The following is an 18,792-nucleotide window of genomic DNA, read 5'->3' as shown; positions in this document are numbered from 1 at the left end:
ATCATTCCATTGCGCAATGACTGACGGACGCATGTGTCTTGCGTCAAAACATCGAGGGTGGATGATACATTCACTTACATCTTGTTCGATAGCGTGCTTATGTTCTCACTCCACGTCCCGTCACCGGAGGGCCGCTCCATGAATGTGAAGTTTCGTCAGCTGATTCGCCGCGCTTGTGTCGCTACCTTGATCAGCGTCTTCAGCGTTGCCCTGGTGCAGGCTGAGGATGCACCGGGCACGCGCATCGGTGTACGTGGCGAGATCACCGGTGTCAGCCAGGACGTTTTGAAAGTCCATGCCAACAGCGGCGACAACGTGGTGATCAATTTGACCAAGGACACCAAGGTCCGCGCCGTGACCCTGGCCAACATCGAAGACATCAAGCCTGGCAGTTACATCGGCTCTGCGGCCATTGCTCAGGAAGATGGCACCCTCAAGGCCCTTGAAGTTCATGTTTTCCCGCCGGAGCTGGCCGGCAGTGGCGACGGTCATCGGCCCTTCGATCTGGTCAAGGGCAGCAGCATGACCAACGGCAGCGTCGGCGACTTGGTGGTGAGCAACGGCAGGGTGCTGACCGTCAATTACAAGGGCGGCCAACAGAAGATTCTGGTGCCCGAAGACGTACCCATCGTCAACCTGGTGCCGGCCGATCGCAGCCTGTTGAAGGTAGGTGTGAAGATCGTGACCTTTGTCACGCAGGGCGCTGACGGCACGCTCACTGCTCAATCCATCTCGGCGGGCAAGGATGGCGTGACGCCGCCGATGTAACAGACCACTGCAGATCCTCTGTGGGAGCGATCTTGCTCCCACAGGGGGTGCAGAGTTTCAGTCGATTACTGACCGTTGTAGATCTGGTCGAAAACCCCGCCATCATTGAAGTGGGTCTTCTGCACGGTGCGCCAGTCGCCGAAGGTTTTCTCCACCGACAGGAAGTCCACTTTCGGGAAGCGGTCGGTGTACTTGGCCAGCACGGCCGGGTCACGCGGGCGCAGGTAGTTCGCCGCAGCGATTTCCTGGCCTTGCGGCGACCACAGGTATTTCAGGTATTCCTCGGCCGCAGCACGAGTGCCTTTCTTGTCGACGGTCTTGTCGACCACCGACACCGGTGGCTCGGCTTCGGCGGAAACGCTTGGGTAGATGACTTCGAACTGATCACGGCCGAACTCGCGGGCGATCATTTCCGCTTCGTTCTCGAAGGTCACCAGCACGTCGCCGATCTGGTTGGTCATGAAGGTGGTGGTGGCGGCACGGCCGCCGGTGTCGAGTACCGGCGCTTGCTTGAACAGCTTGCCGACGAAGTCTTTGGCCTTGTTCTCGTCACCGCCGTTTTTCAGCACGTAGCCCCAGGCCGAGAGGTAGGTGTAGCGACCGTTACCGGAGGTTTTCGGGTTCGGGACGATGACCTGAACGCCGTCCTTGAGCAGGTCCGGCCAGTCTTTCAGGGCTTTCGGGTTGCCCTTGCGCACTATGAACACGGTGGCCGAGGTGAACGGCGCGCTGTTGTTCGGCAGGCGCGTGACCCAGTTGTCCGGGACCAGTTTGCCGTTGTCCGCCAGGGCGTTGATGTCGGTGGCCATGTTCATGGTGATCACGTCAGCCGGCAGGCCGTCGATGACTGAACGCGCCTGTTTGCTGGAGCCGCCGAAGGACATCTGCAGGACGATGTTTTCGTTGTGTTCGGCTTGCCAGTGTTTCTGGAACGCAGTGTTGTAGTCCTTGTAGAAATCGCGCATCACGTCGTAGGAAACGTTGAGCAGGGTCGGTGCGGCCTGAGCCACGCTGGTCAGTGCCAGGCCCGCGGCCAGAAGAGAGGCGCCAAAGAGTTTTTTCACTGCGAAATCCTTTTGATGTAGGAGCTGCCGTAGGCTGCGATCTTTTGACTTTGATTTTCAAGATCAAAAGATCGCAGCCTACGGCAGCTCCTACGGGTTATTTATTAGTTATCAACGATGTGTCGACTATAGCCGGGCTCGTTTAGTCCCTTAAAGATTAAAAAGCTCTTTGCTTATTCCAGTTTTTTGAACAGTGCATTGCCACAACGGGAGCAGAACGAGGCTTCCTGTTCGTGGCTGTCCTTGGCACACACCGGGCAGTCGTGCTGTAACTGGCCACCACGCATGGCCGTGGCCAGCTCAGCGGTGAAGATCCCCGTGGGCACGGCAATGATCGAATAACCGGTGATCATCACCATCGACGAAATGACCTGGCCCAGGGCGGTCCTGGGCACGATGTCGCCATAACCGACGGTGGTCAGGGTGACGATCGCCCAGTAGATGCCCTTGGGAATGCTGGTGAAGCCACTTTGCGGGCCTTCGACCACGTACATCAGGGTGCCGAACACCGTCACCAGGGTGCAGACACTGAGCAGGAACACGAGGATTTTCTGCTTGCTGCCGCGCAAGGCATCGAGCAGGTAATGGGCTTGCTTGAGGTACGGACCGAGCTTGAGCACGCGGAAGATCCGCAGCATGCGGATCACCCGGATGATCAGCAGGTACTGGGCATCGCTGTAGTACAGCGCGAGGATGCCGGGCACGATGGCCAGCAGGTCCACCAGCCCATAGAAACTGAAGGCATAGCGCAGGGGCCTGGGCGAGCAGTACAGGCGCAGGATGTACTCGCCGAGGAAGATCACCGTGAAGCCCCACTCGATGTACGCAAGCACGCGGGCGTAGTTTTGGTGGACGTCATCGATGCTGTCCAGGATCACCACCACCAGGCTGGCGAGGATGATCAGCAGCAGGGTGGAGTCGAAGCGTCGCCCGGCGACGGTGTCGGTCTGGAAAATAATCACGTACAGGCGATTGCGCCACGTGTCGTTGCTGTTCATGCCCATCGCCCTGGCCGCAAATCAGCGCAGCCTAGGTTGATTCTCCCCGGGAGCGCAAGGCGCGCTTTCGACGGTGGCTTTGCCGAGCATTTGCACAACGCAACGGATCAGCCAGCCGGCAAGAATGAACGGCGCGGTCAGCGTGGGCAAACCGATGGCGGCAAACACCGGCGTCAGCAACAGTGCCAGGCTGATGCCTACCAGTGGCAGCCACGGGTGGCGATGCTGCGAACTGAAAGCGAGTGCGGCCAGCGCGGCGTTATAGCCACCGAGGCCGAGCAGTGCGGTATAGAAGTCGTTGTGCAGCAGGCTCCAGCCCATGCCCGCGACAGACGCCAGCAACGCCCAGAAAAATGCGCGGCGATCGGCGATCAGCAAACCGGCAGCAATCATCGCACCGGCCAGCGGATGACCGAGGAACATCACCTGACCAATGCCTTTGAGGGGGGCGGCGAGCATGTTCAGGGTGCTGACTTCGATCAAGTGCGCCTCTGTCGAGGGCGTGGCGAAGCACAGCAGCACCCAGCTCAGCACCACAAATGGCGTGGTGTAGGCGGGGAGGTATTGGCTGAACCGGACGCGCTTGAGCCACTGCTGGGTGATCATCGCGCTCAGGCCACCGGCGGCCAGAATCAGTGGCGGCATCATCGCCGACCAGGGGAAGTACAGGCTCAGCAACAGACCGAGCAGGACACCGTTGTAGCTGAACAGCCCGGCCTGACGATCGGCCTTGGCATAGTTGCGGCGTTGCGCGGTGAACAGCCCGGCGACACCGCCGAGCAAGGCGCCGCCGAGCAGGGCCGGGGCGGTGAACAGGATGGCCGAAAGTATCAGCAAACCGCACAGCGGATTGCGTTGAAGAAATATTTGACTGAAACCGTTGAGCAAAGCTTCGGCCCAGTCGGGGCAGTGGGTGTTGAAATGGTTGGCAGGCATTTTGAAATCTAGGGCAGTGGAAAATCCAAGGTGTTGCACAAACTCTGTGGCGAGGGAGCTTGCTCCCGCTGGGGCGCGAAGCGGCCCCGGATCCGGTGAACGCGGTTTCTCTGTGGATCCCGTCATGCCGAAAAGGCGACTGCTACGCAGTCGAGCGGGAGCAAGCTCCCTCGCCACAAATTGCGTTCGTTAGATCAATGTCTCGATACGCAAAGAGTTAGTCGACCCCGGTTGCCCAAACGGCACACCCGCAGTGATCAACAGCGTGTCGCCGCGCTGCGCCATGCCCTGGGCCTGGGCGATCTCCAGTGCCGTGGAACAGACTTCATCGACCTGACGCAGGCGGTCGTTGACCACCGAATGCACACCCCACGCCACGCTCAGGCGACGGGCGGTCTGCAGGTTCGGTGTCAGGTTGAGGATCGGCACCGTCGGCCGCTCCCGCGCCGCGCGCAGGCTCGACGTGCCGGACTCGCTGTAGTTCACCAGCACCGCCACCGGCAGCACGTTACTGATGCGGCGAATGGCGCAGCTGATCGCATCGGAAACGGTCGCCTCGGCTTTCGGTCGGCTGACGTCGAGTTGGGTCTGATAGTCCGGACCGTTTTCCACCTGGCGGATGATCTTGCTCATCATCTGCACGGCTTCGAGCGGGTATTCGCCGGAGGCAGTTTCCGCCGACAACATCACCGCGTCCGCACCTTCGGCCACGGCGTTGGCCACATCGGTGACCTCGGCGCGGGTGGGCGCCGGTGAGAAGCGCATCGACTCGAGCATCTGCGTCGCCACCACCACCGGTTTGCCAAGCTGGCGGCAGGTGCTGATGATGTTCTTTTGAATCTGCGGCACGCTTTCGGCAGGCACCTCCACGCCCAGATCACCCCGGGCGACCATGATCGCGTCGCTCAGTTCGGCGATCTCGCGCAGTTGTTCGACCGCCGAGGGTTTCTCGATCTTGGCCATCAGGAACGCCCTGTCGCCGATCAGAGAGCGGGCTTCGCGGATGTCATCGGGACGTTGCACGAACGACAGCGCCACCCAGTCCACACCCAGTTCCAGGCCGAAGGTCAAGTTGCGGCGATCCTTGGCGGTCAGCGGGCTCAGGTCGAGCACCGCTTGCGGTACGTTCACGCCTTTGCGGTCCGACAGCTCGCCGCCATTGAGCACGGTGGTGTCGATGGCGTCAGCGTACTTGGTCACTACCCGCAGGCGCAGCTTGCCGTCGTCCAGTAGCAGGTCCATGCCCGGCTCCAGCGCGGCAATGATTTCCGGGTGGGGCAGGTTGACCCGGCGCTCATCGCCCGGCGTGGCATCGAGGTCCAGGCGCAAGGCCTGGCCACGTACCAGTTGCACCTTGCCGTCGGCGAACTTGCCGACCCGCAGCTTCGGGCCTTGCAGGTCCATCAGGATGCCCAATGGATAATTGAGCTGGCGTTCGACTTCACGAATCCACTGGAAACGCTGGGCGTGGTCGGCGTGATCGCCATGGCTGAAGTTCAGGCGGAAGATGTTGACCCCGGCCAGCACCAGTTCACGGATGGCGTCGATACCGTCGGTGGCAGGTCCCAGCGTGGCGAGGATTTTGACCTTTTTATCAGGCGTCATGTTTAGTGCTCTCAAGGATCAGAATGGCGCGGAAGTCGTTGACGTTGGTGCGGGTCGGCTCGGTAACGATCAGGGCGTCCAGCGCCTCGAAGTAGCCGTAACCGTTGTTGTTGTCCAACTCGTCGCTGGCGCTCAGGCCCTTTGCTGCTGCACGGGCGTAGCTGTCCGGGGTCATGATCGCGCCAGCGTTGTCTTCGGAGCCGTCGATGCCGTCGGTGTCGCCGGCCAGCGCGTAGACACCGGGCAGGCCCTTGAGGCTGTCGGTCAGGCTCAGCAGGAACTCGGCGTTGCGTCCGCCACGGCCATTGCCGCGTACGGTGACGGTGGTTTCGCCACCGGAGAGAATCACGCAGGGCGCCGCCAGCGGCTGACCGTGCAGGACGATCTGTCGTGCGATGCCGGCGTGGACCTTCGCCACCTCGCGGGATTCGCCTTCCAGGTCACCGAGGATCAGCGGACTGAACCCGGCCTGACGGCATTTCACTGCCGCCGCTTCCAGCGATTGCTGTGGGCGGGCGATCAACTGGAAATGACTGCGGGCCAGGCTCGGGTCGCCGGGTTTGACGGTTTCCGACTCGGGGCTTAGCAGCCAGGAGCGCACCGAAGCCGGAACCTCGATGGCGTAGCGTTTGAGGATCGCCAGCGCTTCGGCCGAGGTGCTCGGGTCGGCCACGGTAGGACCGGAGGCGATGACCGTGGCGAGGTCGCCCGGCACATCGGAAATCGCATAGGTGTAGACCGTGGCCGGCCAGCAGGCTTTGCCCAGGCGGCCGCCCTTGATCGCCGAGAGGTGCTTGCGCACGCAGTTCATCTCGCCGATGGTTGCGCCGGACTTGAGCAGGGCTTTGTTGATCGACTGCTTGTCGGCCAGGGTGATGCCTTCGGCCGGCAGTGCCAGCAGGGCAGAGCCACCACCGGAGAGCAGGAAGATCACGCGGTCGTTTTCGTTCAGGTCGCTGACCAGTTCCAGCACACGCTTGGCCACGGCCAGGCCAGCAGCGTCCGGCACCGGATGCGCGGCTTCGACCACTTCGATTTTTTCGCACGGGGCGCCGTGACCGTAACGCGTCACCACCAGGCCTGTGACTTCACCCTGCCAGCAGCGCTCGACCACCTGGGCCATGGCGGCGGCGGCTTTGCCGGCGCCAATGACGATTACGCGGCCCGTGCGGTCGGCAGGCAGATGGGCTTCGAGGACTTGTTGCGGATGCGCCGCGTCGATGGCTGTGGCAAACAGCTCGCGCAGCAATTGTTGCGGATCGACCGACATGGCGGGCTCCCGGAATTCTTGTTATTGGGGTTGACGTTGGAACGGTGGTGAATGGATCGCTGGCAAGCCAGCTCCTACAGGGTTTCATCGGCCTCTGTAGGAGCTGGCTTGCCAGCGATCCAGGCGCCACGGTGCTTCAGATACACCGAGGCGATTTTGTCGCGAGCAAGCTTGCTCCTACTTGCGAATCGAGAAGTTCGCCATGTGTTCCAGGCCCTTGATCAGCGCCGAGTGGTCCCAGTTGCTGCCACCGATGGCCGCGCAGGTGCTGAACACTTGCTGGGTGTTGGCGGTGTTTGGCAGGTTGATGTTCAGCTCTTTGGCGCCTTGCAGGGCCAGGTTCAGGTCCTTCTGGTGCAGGCTGATGCGGAAGCCCGGATCGAAGGTGCCCTTGATCATGCGCTCACCGTGCACTTCGAGGATCTTCGAGGACGCGAAACCGCCCATCAGTGCTTCACGTACCTTGGCTGGATCGGCACCGTTTTTCGAAGCGAACAGCAGGGCTTCTGCCACGGCCTGGATGTTCAGGGCCACGATGATCTGGTTGGCCACCTTGGCGGTCTGACCGTCGCCGTTGCCACCGACCAGGGTGATGTTCTTGCCCATGGCCTGGAACAGCGGCAGGGCGCGTTCGAAGGCGTCGGCATCACCGCCGACCATGATGCTCAGGGTCGCAGCCTTGGCGCCGACTTCACCGCCGGATACCGGGGCGTCGAGGTATTGCGCGCCTGTTTCGTTGATTTTGGCCGCGAAAGCCTTGGTGGCGGTCGGCGAGATCGAGCTCATGTCGATGACGATTTTGCCTTTGCCCACGCCCGCAGCGACGCCATCGGCACGGAACAGCACGTCATCGACCTGCGGGGTATCCGGCACCATGACGATGATGAACTCGGCTTCCTGGGCGACTTGCTTCGGGTTCGCCAAGGCAACGGCGCCAGCGGCGACCAGGTCGGCAGGCGCAGGGTCGTGGTGCGCCGACAGGAACAGGCTGTGACCGGCTTTCTGCAGGTTCGCCGCCATTGGGTGGCCCATGATGCCGGTGCCGATAAATCCGATTTTAGCCATGAGAAAATCCTCTTTTTATTTGTTATTTGCAGGAGCCGGCTTGCCGGCGAAGGCGGTTGGATGACTAGCGCAGGGCTCGATGGCGCCTTCGCTGGCAAGCCAGCTCCTACAGAGATTTGGGTCAGATTACGTTATGGGTTTTTAACCAGCCCAGGCCCGCTTCAGTGGTGGTCAGCGGCTTGTATTCGCAACCGACCCAGCCCTGATAACCGATGCGGTCCAGGTGTTCGAACAGGAAGCGGTAGTTGATTTCACCGGTGCCTGGTTCGTTGCGCCCCGGGTTGTCCGCGAGCTGCACATGGTTGATCTCGCCCAGGTGCGATTGCAGGGTGCGGGCCAGATCGCCTTCCATGATTTGCATGTGATAGATGTCGTATTGCAGGAACAGGTTGGCGCTGCCGACCTGCTCGCGAATCGACAGGGCTTGCGCCGTGTTGTTCAGGTAGAAGCCTGGAATGTCACGGGTGTTGATCGCTTCCATCACCAGCTTGATACCCACCGCTTGCAGCTTGTCGGCGGCGTACTTGAGGTTGGCGACGAAGGTCTTCTCCACGGTGGCATCGTCCAGGCCCTGCGGACGAATACCGGCCAGGCAGTTGACCTGGGTGTTGCCCAGCACTTTGGCGTAAGCGATAGCCAGGTCGACACCGGCACGGAACTCCTCAACCCGGTCCGGCAGGCATGCGATACCGCGCTCACCCTTGGCCCAGTCACCGGCCGGCAGGTTGAACAACACTTGGGTCAGACCGTTGGCGTCGAGCTGGGCCTTGATTTCGGCGGAGCTGAAGTCGTACGGGAACAGGTATTCGACACCACTGAAGCCGGCCCTGGCGGCCGCTTCGAAACGGGCAAGAAAGTCCTGTTCGGTGAACAGCATGGACAGGTTGGCTGCGAAACGCGGCATGGTGGTCTCCTGAGTATGTGTGGTGAGCGGCCCCGGATCCCTGTGGGAGCGAGCTTGCTCGCGATAGCGGTGTGTCAGTCGACATGAATGCTGAATGGCACTACGCAATCGCGAGCAAGCTCGCTCCCACAGGATGAGGGAACGATCCTACAAGTTAATCGAGCAACGAAATCGCAGTCGGTGCGTCGTCGCCGACCAGCGCCAGGTCTTCGAATTCGTTGACGGCGTTGATCTCGGTACCCATGGAAATGTTGGTTACGCGCTCCAGGATGATCTCGACGATCACCGGCACCTTGAACTCTTCGATCAGCTCCTGGGCCTTGCGCAGGGCAGGCTGGATCTGAGCTGGTTCGAACACACGCAGTGCCTTGCAGCCCAGGCCTTCGGCCACTGCGACGTGGTCGACACCGTAGCCGTTGAGTTCCGGTGCGTTCAGGTTGTCGAAGGACAGCTGCACGCAATAGTCCATGTCGAAACCGCGCTGCGCCTGACGGATCAGACCCAGGTACGAGTTGTTCACGACAACATGGATGTACGGCAGCTTGAACTGCGCACCCACCGCCAGTTCTTCGATCATGAACTGGAAATCATAGTCCCCCGACAGGGCCACGACTTTACGGTTCGGATCGGCCTTGACCACGCCCAGTGCGGCCGGAATGGTCCAGCCCAACGGGCCTGCCTGACCGCAGTTGATCCAGTGGCGCGGCTTGTAGACGTGCAGGAACTGCGCGCCGGCAATCTGCGACAGACCGATGGTGCTGACGTAGCAGGTGTCTTTGCCGAACACCTGGTTCATTTCTTCATAAACGCGTTGCGGCTTGACCGGCACGTTGTCGAAGTGAGTCTTGCGCTGCAGGCTGGCCTTGCGCTGCTGGCAGTCTTGCAGCCAGGCGCTGCGGTTCTTCAGCTTGCCGGCGGCTTGCCATTCGCGAGCGACTTCAATGAACACGGTCAGCGCGGCAGCGGCGTCGGAAACGATGCCCAGGTCCGGGGTGAACACGCGGCCGATCTGGGTTGGTTCGATATCGACGTGAATGAACTTGCGGCCTTCGGTGTACACGTCAACGGAACCGGTGTGGCGGTTGGCCCAACGGTTGCCCACGCCCAGAACCACGTCGGATTTCAGCATGGTCGCGTTGCCGTAGCGGTGTGAAGTCTGCAGACCCACCATGCCCACCATCAGCGGGTGATCATCCGGGATGGCGCCCCAGCCCATCAGGGTCGGGATAACCGGAATACCGGTCAGCTCGGCGAACTCCACCAGCAGGTCGGCGGCATCGGCGTTGATGATGCCGCCACCGGCCACCAGCAATGGACGCTCGGCCTGATCCAGCATGGCCAAGGCTTTTTCAACCTGGACGCGGGTAGCGCTCGGCTTGGCCAATGGCAGTGGTTGGTAGGCGTCGATGTCGAATTCGATTTCGGCCATCTGCACGTCGAACGGCAGGTCGATCAGCACCGGGCCTGGACGGCCGGAGCGCATTTCATAGAAGGCCTTCTGGAACGCATAAGGCACCTGGCCCGGTTCCATGACGGTGGTCGACCACTTGGTGACTGGCTTGACGATGGTGGTGATATCGACAGCCTGGAAGTCTTCCTTGTGCATACGGGCGCGGGGTGCCTGGCCGGTAATGCACAGGATTGGAATCGAGTCGGCCGAGGCGCTGTAGAGCCCGGTGACCATGTCGGTGCCGGCAGGGCCGGAAGTGCCGATGCACACGCCGATGTTGCCGGCCTTGGTGCGGGTGTAGCCCTCGGCCATGTGCGAGGCGCCTTCAACGTGGCGAGCGAGTACGTGATCGATGCCGCCGACCTTTTGCAGGGCGGAGTACAGCGGGTTGATGGCGGCACCCGGGATGCCAAAAGCGGTATCGACCCCTTCACGGCGCATCACCAGAACGGCGGCTTCGATTGCTCTCATTTTGCTCATGGTTTTGTGCCTCTTTACGTTTTGTAATTGTATACAAGTGGCTTTGCGCAGAGTGTATTCACGGCGGACGGCGCAGGTCAATCCATTTTCTCAAGCGCTCGTTTCATTCGTCGGAAGCCCGTTCTACTGTGGCTTTTCGTCGCATGTGGCGCCTTTCGATAATTATTGTATACAAAAAAGTAATTCATTGTGTTCTATTTGTTACATCGGGCTGCGGCGAAAGCGCGCGGCGCAACGGCGCAGCCCACCGACTTTCCGAAAAACAAAATGAGGACGGCACCATGAGCGCTTTAACCTTGAAAGTCGCAGTCAACCTGGTCAACGAGGCCATCACCGCCGGGCGGGCAATTTCCGCGGCGCCCTTGACCATTGCGGTACTGGACGCCGGCGGGCATCTGATCACCCTGCAACGCGAAGACGGCGCCAGCCTGCTGCGTCCGCACGTCGCCATCGGCAAAGCCTGGGGTGCCATCGCCCTGGGCAAGGGATCACGCTTGCTGGCCCAGGACGCCCAGCAACGCCCGGCCTTCTTCGCCGCGCTCAATAGCCTGGGGCAGGGCAGCGTCGTCCCGGTGCCGGGCGGCGTGTTGGTTCGGGATCAGGACGGGACTGTATTGGGGGCGGTGGGCATCAGCGGGGATCTGTCAGATGTTGACGAGCAATGTGCGATCCGCGCGATCGAGAGGCAGGGATTGAAGGCGGATGCGGGGGTGGTCGGTTGATCTTCGGCGTCTGATTTACCGCTTTCGCGGGCTTGCTCGCGAAAGCAATCTCCCAGACTCATCCAGCTAAAAGTCTGCGCCATTTCGCGCAGCCATTCGCGAACTACTCTCCTGCGCACTTTCGCCCCGGAACAGTTTTTCAGCTGCCCGCTTTTTCCGTTGAAATTTCCATCCGGTAAATTCCGTTTTTTTAGAATTTTGTGCGAAACATTTGGGTGCTGCCGAATATTTTCGCAAGAATATTCACAGGTATCACTCGTATCATTCTCTCGGAACAGGCCGAGAGCTTTGCAATGAAAACAACACTGTCGTGGTGGGATATCAGCCCGCCTTTGAGCACCGCTACACCTACCTGGCCGGGTGATACACCTTTTCAGGAAGAGCGCGTCTGGACGTTCGGACCAGAGTGTCCGGTGAATGTCGGGCGTATCACCCTGTCGCCTCACACGGGTGCCCATGTCGACGCGCCGCTGCATTACAGCGCTGACGGTGCGGCTATTGGCGATGTATCGCTCGACGTCTATATGGGACCTTGCCGCGTACTGCATTGCCTGAACAGCGGCCGGCTGGTGCACCCCGAGCAGCTTGAAGGTCGCTTGCAAGACCTGCCTGAACGGGTGCTGCTGCGCACTTGGGGACAAGCGCCGTTGAGCACCTGGGATCCGGATTTCACCGCAGTCGCCAAAGAAACCGTCGACCTGCTGGCGAGCCTCGGTGTGCGCTTGATCGGTATCGATGCGCCGTCGCTGGACCCTCAGCAATCCAAAACCATGGATTCGCACAATGCCGTAGCCCGACATGGCATGGCCATCCTCGAGGGCATCGTGCTCGATGACGTCCCGGAAGGGGACTATGAATTGATTGCGCTGCCACTGCGTTTTGCCCATCTGGACGCCAGTCCGGTCAGGGCAATTCTGCGTCCACTGAATAAACCGCAACTTGAGGAGCCGTCTCAATGAACCAATGCCCCTATTCACCTGCAAACCAGACGGCGGAATGGCATAACGCCGAGCTGAATTTTTCCGATTCCATGAGTTACGGCGACTACCTGGATCTGGGGCGCATTCTCAGCGCACAGCACCCGTTGTCTCCAGACCATAACGAAATGCTGTTCATCATCCAGCATCAGACGTCAGAGCTGTGGATGAAGCTGATGCTGCACGAGCTCAAGGCCGCCCGTGAACACGTTCGACTGGGAGAGTTGCCACCGGCTTTCAAGATGCTGGCGCGGGTCTCGCGGATTTTTGATCAGCTGGTGCATGCCTGGACGGTGTTGGCCACCATGACACCCACCGAATACCACGCGATACGGCCCTTTCTGGGGCAGTCATCGGGCTTTCAGTCGTTCCAGTACCGCGAGATCGAATTCATTCTGGGCAACAAAAGCGCGACCCTGTTGCGCCCCCATGCGCATCGGCCGGAGCTGTTGCAAGAACTTGAAAAGGCGATTGCCACCCCGTCGCTGTATGACGAGGCGATTCGCCTGATGGTCAGCGCTGGCCTGACTATCGACCCATTGCGTTTCGAGCGCGATCCGACCAGTCCCACGGCGCACGATGCGTCGGTCGAAGCCGCCTGGCGCGAGGTCTACAGCGACCCTTCGCGTTATTGGGATCTCTATCAGTTGGCGGAGAAACTCATCGACCTTGAAGATTCGTTCCGTCAATGGCGCTTCCGGCATGTGACCACCGTCGAGCGGATCATCGGCTTTCAACCGGGGACCGGCGGCACAGAAGGTGTCGGGTATCTGCGCAAGATGCTCGATACCGTGCTGTTCCCGGAGTTGTGGCGAGTGCGCTCAACTCTCTGAGTTGCCGAGAGTGATGTCTGAACGCTTGAACCGAGCGGCAATTGAATAAATTGATGCATTCAAACCATGCCTGACCATAACAATTAGAAGGTAACCAGATGGCGGATGAAATCTTGCGACAAGGCGAGCTCAAGCGGGGGCTGAAAAATCGTCATATACAGCTGATCGCATTGGGCGGAGCGATAGGTACCGGGTTGTTTCTAGGCTCTGCAGGAGTACTCAAATCGGCCGGGCCGTCGATGATCCTCGGCTATGCGATTGCCGGATTCATCGCCTTTCTGATCATGCGTCAGCTGGGCGAGATGATTGTCGAGGAACCGGTGGCCGGCTCCTTCAGTCATTTTGCCCATAAGTATTGGGGCGGTTATGCCGGCTTTCTGTCCGGCTGGAACTACTGGGTGCTGTATGTGCTGGTGGGCATGGCCGAGTTGACGGCGGTCGGCAAGTACGTGCAGTTCTGGTGGCCGCAAGTCCCCTCCTGGGTCAGCGCGGCGGTGTTCTTCGTCCTGGTCAATTTGATCAATACGATGAACGTCAAAGTTTTCGGCGAGATGGAATTCTGGTTCGCAATCATCAAGGTCGTAGCGATCATTGGCATGATCGCCCTGGGCTGCTACATGCTGTTCAGCGCAACGGGCGGCCCGCAGGCCTCGGTCAGCAATCTGTGGAGTCACGGCGGCTTCTTTCCCAACGGTACTACCGGATTGCTGATGTCCATGGCGTTCATCATGTTCTCCTTTGGCGGTCTGGAACTGGTCGGCATCACCGCCGCCGAAGCCAGCGAACCTGGAAAAGTGATTCCCAAGGCGATCAATCAGGTGGTTTATCGCGTACTGATCTTCTACGTCGGCGCACTCACCGTGTTGTTGTCGCTGTATCCGTGGGATCAACTGTTACAGACACTGGGCGCTTCGGGCGATGCCTATAGCGGCAGCCCGTTCGTGCAGATCTTCTCCTTGATCGGCAGCGACACCGCTGCGCACATCCTCAATTTCGTGGTGCTCACTGCGGCGCTCTCTGTCTATAACAGTGGCGTCTACTGCAACAGTCGCATGCTCTATGGTCTGGCCGAACAGGGCAACGCGCCCAAGGCGCTGATGAAACTGAACAAGCAGGGCGTGCCTCTACTGGCGCTGGGCGTATCTGCGTTGATCACCCTGCTGTCCGTGGTGGTTAACTACCTCGCCCCGCATGAAGCGCTTGAGTTGCTCTTTGCACTGGTGGTCGCCTCGCTGATGATCAACTGGGCGATGATCAGCCTGACGCACCTGAAGTTTCGCAAAGTCATGGGCCAGCAAGGCATCGTGCCGGGCTTCAAGGCGTTCTGGTTCCCCTATAGCAACTACCTGTGCCTGGCCTTCATGGCCATGATCATCTGCGTCATGCTGATGATTCCAGGGATACGCGCTTCAGTCTTCGCCATACCGGTGTGGGTGTTGATCATCTTCGGTTTTTATCGGATGCGTATGGCCAAGGATCGGGCCTTGCCGGTGGTTCAATAGCCTTCCCAGACCAAAGCCCCGACATTCAATGAATGAAGGGGCTTTTAAAACGGATGACACAGCCGTTTGTAGTATGGAAATTGCTCTTTTCGAGCCTGATATGCGCAATCAGAGCGCGCATTTGCGGACCGCACCGCCCGCCTGCTCGCGATGCTGGCGACTCGGTCCATCAACCCGCCTCACACCCCTTGAGCACCAACCGGATTATTGTCTGCGCCGCCGCTTCGTAATCTTCTTCATCCAGTCTGGCCTTGCCGGTGATGGCGGTGATCTGCCAGTCGAAGTCGGCGTAGGTCTGGGTCGCGGCCCAGATGCTGAACATCAGGTGGTTGGGGTCGATGGGGGCGATTTGCCCGCGGTCGATCCAGGTCTGGATACACTTGATGTTGTGTTTGGCCTGGCCATTGAGCTGTTCGACCAGATCGGTGCTCAGGTGGGGCGCGCCGTGCATGATTTCGCTGGCGAACACCTTGGACGCGAAAGGCAGGTCGCGGGAGATGCGGATTTTCGAGCGAATGTAGCCGCTGAGCACTTCACCGGGTTCACCGTCCGGATTGAACGGTGTCGACGCCTGCAGGATGGGCTCGATGATGCTTTCCAGGACCTCGCGGTAGAGGTTTTCCTTGGATTTGAAGTAGTAGTAGACGTTGGGCTTGGGCAATCCGGCCTTGGCTGCGATGTCGCTGGTTTTGGTCGCAGCGAAGCCTTTGTCGGCGAATTCCTCACTGGCGGCACGCAGGATCAGTTGTTTGTTGCGCTCGCGGATAGTGCTCATAAACCGGGTGATTCCTTGCCTGTTCTGGCGGTTGCGCATGGTATCACCGGCCTCGCGCGACGCTCAAGAATGCACCGCAGCCCGTGATGCCGCGCTATGCTGCTGCGCATTCATTGCAGAAGGAAACCCGATTCATGGCAGGAAGCAGTTTGCTGGTGCTGATTGACGACATCGCGGCCGTACTGGACGACGTGTCATTGATGACCCAAATGGCCGCCAAGAAAACCGCTGGCGTACTCGGTGACGATCTGGCACTCAATGCCCAGCAAGTCAGCGGCGTGCGGGCCGAGCGGGAAATCCCGGTGGTCTGGGCGGTTGCCAAGGGTTCGTTCATCAATAAATTGATCCTGGTGCCGTCGGCGCTGGCCATCAGTGCGTTCATTCCATGGCTGGTCACCCCGTTGTTGATGGTCGGCGGTGCCTATCTGTGCTTCGAAGGCTTCGAAAAACTCGCCCACAAGTTTCTGCACAGCAAGGCCGAAGATCAGGTCGAACATGCTGAACTGGTCGAAGCGGTGGCAGACCCGGCGGTGGATCTGGTGGCGTTCGAAAAGGACAAGATCAAGGGCGCGATCCGCACCGACTTCATTCTCTCGGCGGAAATCATTGCCATCACCCTTGGCACCGTGGCTGGTGCGCCGTTGAGCCAGCAAGTCATCGTGTTGTCGGGGATCGCAATCGTCATGACCATCGGCGTCTATGGCCTGGTGGCGGGCATCGTCAAGCTGGATGACCTTGGACTCTGGTTGACTCAAAAGCCCGGGCAGTTGGCGAAAAGCATCGGTGGCGCCATTCTGCGTGCTGCGCCGTACATGATGAAGAGCCTGTCGGTGATCGGTACGGCGGCGATGTTTCTGGTGGGTGGCGGGATCCTGACCCACGGTGTGCCAGTGGTGCATCACTGGATCGAAGAGGTTGGTGCGGCGGCGGGTAGCGGCGGATTTATCGTGCCGGTGTTGCTCAATGGCGTGGCGGGGATTGTCGCAGGGGCGGTGGTGTTGGTTGGCGTGATGGCCGTCAGCAAGATCTGGAAAGCCCTGAAAGGCTGAAGACGGCATATAACAACTGTGGGAGCGAGCTTGCTCGCGATGAGGTCGTGTCAGTCACCAACAAGGTTGTCTGACACATCGCCATCGCGAGCAAGCTCGCTCCCACAGTGTTTTTTTGGTGCCGGAATTACTCGGCGATCTGCAACTTGCGCGCTTCGGTGTACACGTAACGCACTTTGTCGTACTCGAACGGCGAGTTTGTCTGGCCATAGCGGAAGGTGGTCTGGTAGCGCTTGTCGATGCCGCGCAGGATCAACACTTCTGGATGGTTGGAGCTGACTTCGGCCACGTTCAGGAAGTTGATCGCACTCTCGGCCGAGTAATCCACCACCAGGCCGCCGGTATCACGCAGGTTCGACGGACCGAGGATCGGCAGGACTAAATAAGCGCCGCCCGGCACGCCGTAGAAGCCCAGGGTCTGGCCGAAGTCTTCGCTTTGGCGCGGCAGGCCCATGGCGGTGGCCGGGTCCCACAGGCCGGCGATGCCGATGGTAGTGTTGAGCAGCAGGCGCCCGGTGGTTTCCAGCGAACGCTGGCCCTTGAGTTGCAGCAGGCTGTTCATCAGGTTCGGCACGTCGCCGAGGTTGTTGAAAAAGTTGCTGACGCCGGTGCGCAGGAAGCTCGGGGTGACATAGCGGTAACCATTGACGACCGGCAGGAACACCCATTGGTCGAAGCGGTAGTTGAAGTGATAGACGCGCCGGTTCCACTCTTCCAGCGGATCGTAGACGTTCAGCGCGCTGAGGGTCGAACGCTCGAACTCACGCTGGTCCAGACCCGGGTTGAATTTGAGTTTGCTCAGCGGCTCCTTGAAACCATCATTGTCGACGACCACGGGGGCGTTGGCTTTGCTGTTGTCGGCATTGGCGACGCCTGCACAGAGTAACGCTGCGAAAAGCAGGAGGTATTTAGCCACGGAAGAACTCCAGCATGGCGTCGCTGTTGACGCGGTAGTTAATGTTGCCGCAGTGGCCGCCCAGCGGGTAAACGGTCAGGCGATCGCCGAAGGTCCGGCGCAGGAAACCGAGGTCGCCAGGGCCGAGGATCACGTCGTCGGCGTTGTGCATGACGGCGATTTTCGGGCTGTCGTGCAGGTAGTCCTTCAGCGCATACAGGCTCACCTGGTCAATCAGTTGCAGCAGGCTGCCGCCGTCAGTGCGGGCGCGCCACATCGGGATCACCTGTTCGGTGATGTAGCAGTCGAAGTCGCATTGCAGCGCACGCTTGAGGAATGGCGTGAGGCTGGTGCCCTCGGTGATCGGAAACTTGGGTGGAGTGATCAGGCCGCGACGGTTGACCAGGTCTGAAGTGAAGGCAATGTCGGCCGCCGAAAAGCGGAACGAGGTGCCGATCAGCATGGCCATCTGCTCGTTGGACAGCTGCTGCCTGGACTGCTGGAAGTCGTAGAGCAGAGCGTCGTTGAGGTCGATGTAGCCTTTCTGCTGGAAGTAGCGGGTCAGTTTGTTCAGTACCAGTTCATAGAACGTGGTGCTGTTGTTGATGCCCTTGACCTCGGTCTGGACCAGCTTGTCGAGGTTGGTGATCGAGGTGTAGAGATTGACCGGCGGGTTGAGCAGCAGGACTTTCTTGAAGTTGAAGCTGCGGCGGGTTTCGTCCAGGTGCGCGACAAAAGCGGCATCCAGTCCACCCAGGCTGTATCCGGTCAGGTAGTAATCGGTGACTGGCATTTTCGGGTTTTGTGCCCGCACGGCCTGCATCACCCGGTACAAATCTTCGGCGTCTTCCTTGGACACACCCGGCGTGGCGAAGCGTGATGCGGCGCTCATGAAGTCATAGCTGGTGGGCGATGACAACTGCACCACGTGGTAGCCGGCTTTGTAATAGAGCTTCTTCAGGTATTCGTTCAGGGTGCTGTCATAGCGTGCGCCGGTGCCGGCGATCAGGAAAATCAGCGGTGCGGCGTGATCCTGCGTGGCAATGCGGTAGTCGAGTTTCTTGACCGCCCAGAAATTGTCCGGCAATTCGAACGCCCGTTCCGGACGCAAGGTGACGCTGCGCACTTCCTGATCGATGTCGTCGTCCAGGGGTAACTCCGGACGCAGGTCCGGCGGCGTGGTCGCGATGGTCGCCTCGAACGGGTTGGTCAGGGGGTAGCCATAACTGGCGGCATCAATGTCGACCGCCATTGCGGACGCACTCAATATAAGGCCGCCAAACAGGGCGGCGAAGCGCAAGGAACGGAGCATGACTAAATCCCTTAGAAGAAGGTGCCGAATGAATTTCGCAGGCTATGACCATCGGATCTGCGCCAAAGTGCCAACCATCGACAACAAACAGGCCTGAATGCGCAGTCGCAAAAGCTGGACGATACACGTTGCCGCGATTGAAAGACCAGTTAACAGTTGTTATCGCTTGCGAAACGCATTCGGGCGA

At 59.9% G+C, this 18,792-nt stretch carries 17 protein-coding genes; 6 read left to right on the top strand and 11 right to left on the bottom strand.

Annotation, left to right across the window (positions count from 1 at the left end; genetic code table 11):
• Positions 1-138 precede the first annotated feature (138 nt).
• Positions 139-768: a hypothetical protein gene (locus KGA81_RS01755; RefSeq protein WP_223544305.1), complete on the top strand. Its 630-nt coding sequence runs from the start codon at positions 139-141 to the stop codon at positions 766-768.
• 65 nt (positions 769-833) lie between these two features.
• Here KGA81_RS01755 and KGA81_RS01750 read toward each other — a convergent pair whose 3' ends face one another.
• The 8 genes from KGA81_RS01750 to gcl form a co-directional block, all read right to left on the bottom strand.
• On the bottom strand, positions 834-1,832 hold the full coding sequence (locus KGA81_RS01750; RefSeq protein WP_223544304.1) for a sulfate ABC transporter substrate-binding protein: 999 nt from the start codon (positions 1,830-1,832) through the stop codon (positions 834-836).
• 173 nt (positions 1,833-2,005) lie between these two features.
• Positions 2,006-2,830 carry an ion transporter gene (locus tag KGA81_RS01745; protein WP_223544303.1) on the bottom strand — a complete coding sequence of 275 codons (825 nt, stop codon included), beginning with the start codon at positions 2,828-2,830 and terminating at the stop codon, positions 2,006-2,008.
• Between the two features lie 21 nt (positions 2,831-2,851).
• Positions 2,852-3,766 (bottom strand): urea transporter, encoded by a 915-nt coding sequence (locus KGA81_RS01740; protein WP_223544302.1) that lies wholly within the window; start codon positions 3,764-3,766, stop codon positions 2,852-2,854.
• Between the two features lie 189 nt (positions 3,767-3,955).
• Positions 3,956-5,371 carry a pyruvate kinase gene (gene pyk / locus KGA81_RS01735; RefSeq protein WP_223544301.1) on the bottom strand — a complete coding sequence of 472 codons (1,416 nt, stop codon included), beginning with the start codon at positions 5,369-5,371 and terminating at the stop codon, positions 3,956-3,958.
• The gene (locus tag KGA81_RS01730) at positions 5,361-6,641 is read right to left on the bottom strand and encodes a glycerate kinase (RefSeq protein ID WP_223544300.1); all 1,281 of its coding nucleotides are present in this window, start codon (positions 6,639-6,641) and stop codon (positions 5,361-5,363) included. The genes pyk and KGA81_RS01730 overlap by 11 nt, the downstream gene beginning before the upstream one ends.
• 177 nt (positions 6,642-6,818) lie before the next feature.
• Positions 6,819-7,706, bottom strand: a complete 888-nt coding sequence (locus tag KGA81_RS01725; protein ID WP_223544299.1) for a 2-hydroxy-3-oxopropionate reductase — start codon at positions 7,704-7,706, stop codon at positions 6,819-6,821.
• A 121-nt stretch (positions 7,707-7,827) separates the two neighbouring features.
• Positions 7,828-8,610 (bottom strand): hydroxypyruvate isomerase, encoded by a 783-nt coding sequence (gene hyi, locus KGA81_RS01720; protein WP_223544298.1) that lies wholly within the window; start codon positions 8,608-8,610, stop codon positions 7,828-7,830.
• A 154-nt stretch (positions 8,611-8,764) separates the two neighbouring features.
• Positions 8,765-10,540 carry a glyoxylate carboligase gene (gcl, locus tag KGA81_RS01715; RefSeq protein WP_057715848.1) on the bottom strand — a complete coding sequence of 592 codons (1,776 nt, stop codon included), beginning with the start codon at positions 10,538-10,540 and terminating at the stop codon, positions 8,765-8,767.
• Between the two features lie 281 nt (positions 10,541-10,821).
• Here gcl and KGA81_RS01710 point away from each other — a divergent pair, with 281 nt between their 5' ends.
• The 4 genes from KGA81_RS01710 to KGA81_RS01695 all read left to right on the top strand — a co-directional run bounded on the left by KGA81_RS01710 (position 10,822) and on the right by KGA81_RS01695 (position 14,574).
• Positions 10,822-11,262 carry a GlcG/HbpS family heme-binding protein gene (locus KGA81_RS01710; protein WP_223544297.1) on the top strand — a complete coding sequence of 147 codons (441 nt, stop codon included), beginning with the start codon at positions 10,822-10,824 and terminating at the stop codon, positions 11,260-11,262.
• Between the two features lie 293 nt (positions 11,263-11,555).
• Positions 11,556-12,221 (top strand): arylformamidase, encoded by a 666-nt coding sequence (gene kynB / locus KGA81_RS01705; RefSeq protein ID WP_223544296.1) that lies wholly within the window; start codon positions 11,556-11,558, stop codon positions 12,219-12,221.
• A complete protein-coding gene (kynA, locus tag KGA81_RS01700; RefSeq protein ID WP_223544295.1) occupies positions 12,218-13,072 on the top strand; it encodes a tryptophan 2,3-dioxygenase in 855 nt (284 codons plus the stop codon). The genes kynB and kynA overlap by 4 nt, the downstream gene beginning before the upstream one ends.
• Positions 13,073-13,170: 98 nt before the next feature.
• Positions 13,171-14,574, top strand: a complete 1,404-nt coding sequence (locus KGA81_RS01695) for an amino acid permease (protein WP_223544294.1) — start codon at positions 13,171-13,173, stop codon at positions 14,572-14,574.
• 169 nt (positions 14,575-14,743) lie between these two features.
• On the opposite strand, the gene KGA81_RS01690 is transcribed toward KGA81_RS01695, so the two are convergent.
• Complete coding sequence (locus KGA81_RS01690; RefSeq protein WP_223544293.1) at positions 14,744-15,349, bottom strand: TetR/AcrR family transcriptional regulator; 606 nt, start codon at positions 15,347-15,349, stop codon at positions 14,744-14,746.
• Between the two features lie 134 nt (positions 15,350-15,483).
• On the opposite strand from KGA81_RS01690, the gene KGA81_RS01685 reads away from it, so the two are divergent.
• On the top strand, positions 15,484-16,398 hold the full coding sequence (locus KGA81_RS01685; protein WP_223544292.1) for a DUF808 domain-containing protein: 915 nt from the start codon (positions 15,484-15,486) through the stop codon (positions 16,396-16,398).
• A 127-nt stretch (positions 16,399-16,525) separates the two neighbouring features.
• Here KGA81_RS01685 and KGA81_RS01680 read toward each other — a convergent pair whose 3' ends face one another.
• Positions 16,526-17,314, bottom strand: a complete 789-nt coding sequence (locus tag KGA81_RS01680) for a VacJ family lipoprotein (RefSeq protein WP_223544291.1) — start codon at positions 17,312-17,314, stop codon at positions 16,526-16,528.
• Positions 17,307-18,605: a serine/threonine protein kinase gene (locus KGA81_RS01675; RefSeq protein WP_223544290.1), complete on the bottom strand. Its 1,299-nt coding sequence runs from the start codon at positions 18,603-18,605 to the stop codon at positions 17,307-17,309. Before KGA81_RS01675 ends, KGA81_RS01680 begins: the two co-directional genes overlap by 8 nt.
• Positions 18,606-18,792 lie beyond the last annotated feature (187 nt).

This window comes from Pseudomonas sp. A-B-19, from assembly GCF_019947515.1.
Classification (GTDB): Bacteria; Pseudomonadota; Gammaproteobacteria; order Pseudomonadales; family Pseudomonadaceae; genus Aquipseudomonas.
This window is presented reverse-complemented; position numbering and strand designations above follow the sequence as displayed.

What these genes read in the sequence shown, in the direction of transcription:
- KGA81_RS01755 (WP_223544305.1), top strand. Translation starts at nt 139, where the DNA reads ATGAATGTGAAGTTTCGTCAGCTGATTCGCCGCGCTTGTGTCGCTACC.
- KGA81_RS01745 (WP_223544303.1), bottom strand. Translation starts at nt 2,830, where the DNA reads ATGAACAGCAACGACACGTGGCGCAATCGCCTGTACGTGATTATTTTC.
- KGA81_RS01740 (WP_223544302.1), bottom strand. Translation starts at nt 3,766, where the DNA reads ATGCCTGCCAACCATTTCAACACCCACTGCCCCGACTGGGCCGAAGCT.
- pyk (WP_223544301.1), bottom strand. Translation starts at nt 5,371, where the DNA reads ATGACGCCTGATAAAAAGGTCAAAATCCTCGCCACGCTGGGACCTGCC.
- KGA81_RS01730 (WP_223544300.1), bottom strand. Translation starts at nt 6,641, where the DNA reads ATGTCGGTCGATCCGCAACAATTGCTGCGCGAGCTGTTTGCCACAGCC.
- KGA81_RS01725 (WP_223544299.1), bottom strand. Translation starts at nt 7,706, where the DNA reads ATGGCTAAAATCGGATTTATCGGCACCGGCATCATGGGCCACCCAATG.
- hyi (WP_223544298.1), bottom strand. Translation starts at nt 8,610, where the DNA reads ATGCCGCGTTTCGCAGCCAACCTGTCCATGCTGTTCACCGAACAGGAC.
- gcl (WP_057715848.1), bottom strand. Translation starts at nt 10,540, where the DNA reads ATGAGCAAAATGAGAGCAATCGAAGCCGCCGTTCTGGTGATGCGCCGT.
- KGA81_RS01710 (WP_223544297.1), top strand. Translation starts at nt 10,822, where the DNA reads ATGAGCGCTTTAACCTTGAAAGTCGCAGTCAACCTGGTCAACGAGGCC.
- kynB (WP_223544296.1), top strand. Translation starts at nt 11,556, where the DNA reads ATGAAAACAACACTGTCGTGGTGGGATATCAGCCCGCCTTTGAGCACC.
- kynA (WP_223544295.1), top strand. Translation starts at nt 12,218, where the DNA reads ATGAACCAATGCCCCTATTCACCTGCAAACCAGACGGCGGAATGGCAT.
- KGA81_RS01695 (WP_223544294.1), top strand. Translation starts at nt 13,171, where the DNA reads ATGGCGGATGAAATCTTGCGACAAGGCGAGCTCAAGCGGGGGCTGAAA.
- KGA81_RS01690 (WP_223544293.1), bottom strand. Translation starts at nt 15,349, where the DNA reads ATGAGCACTATCCGCGAGCGCAACAAACAACTGATCCTGCGTGCCGCC.
- KGA81_RS01685 (WP_223544292.1), top strand. Translation starts at nt 15,484, where the DNA reads ATGGCAGGAAGCAGTTTGCTGGTGCTGATTGACGACATCGCGGCCGTA.
- KGA81_RS01675 (WP_223544290.1), bottom strand. Translation starts at nt 18,605, where the DNA reads ATGCTCCGTTCCTTGCGCTTCGCCGCCCTGTTTGGCGGCCTTATATTG.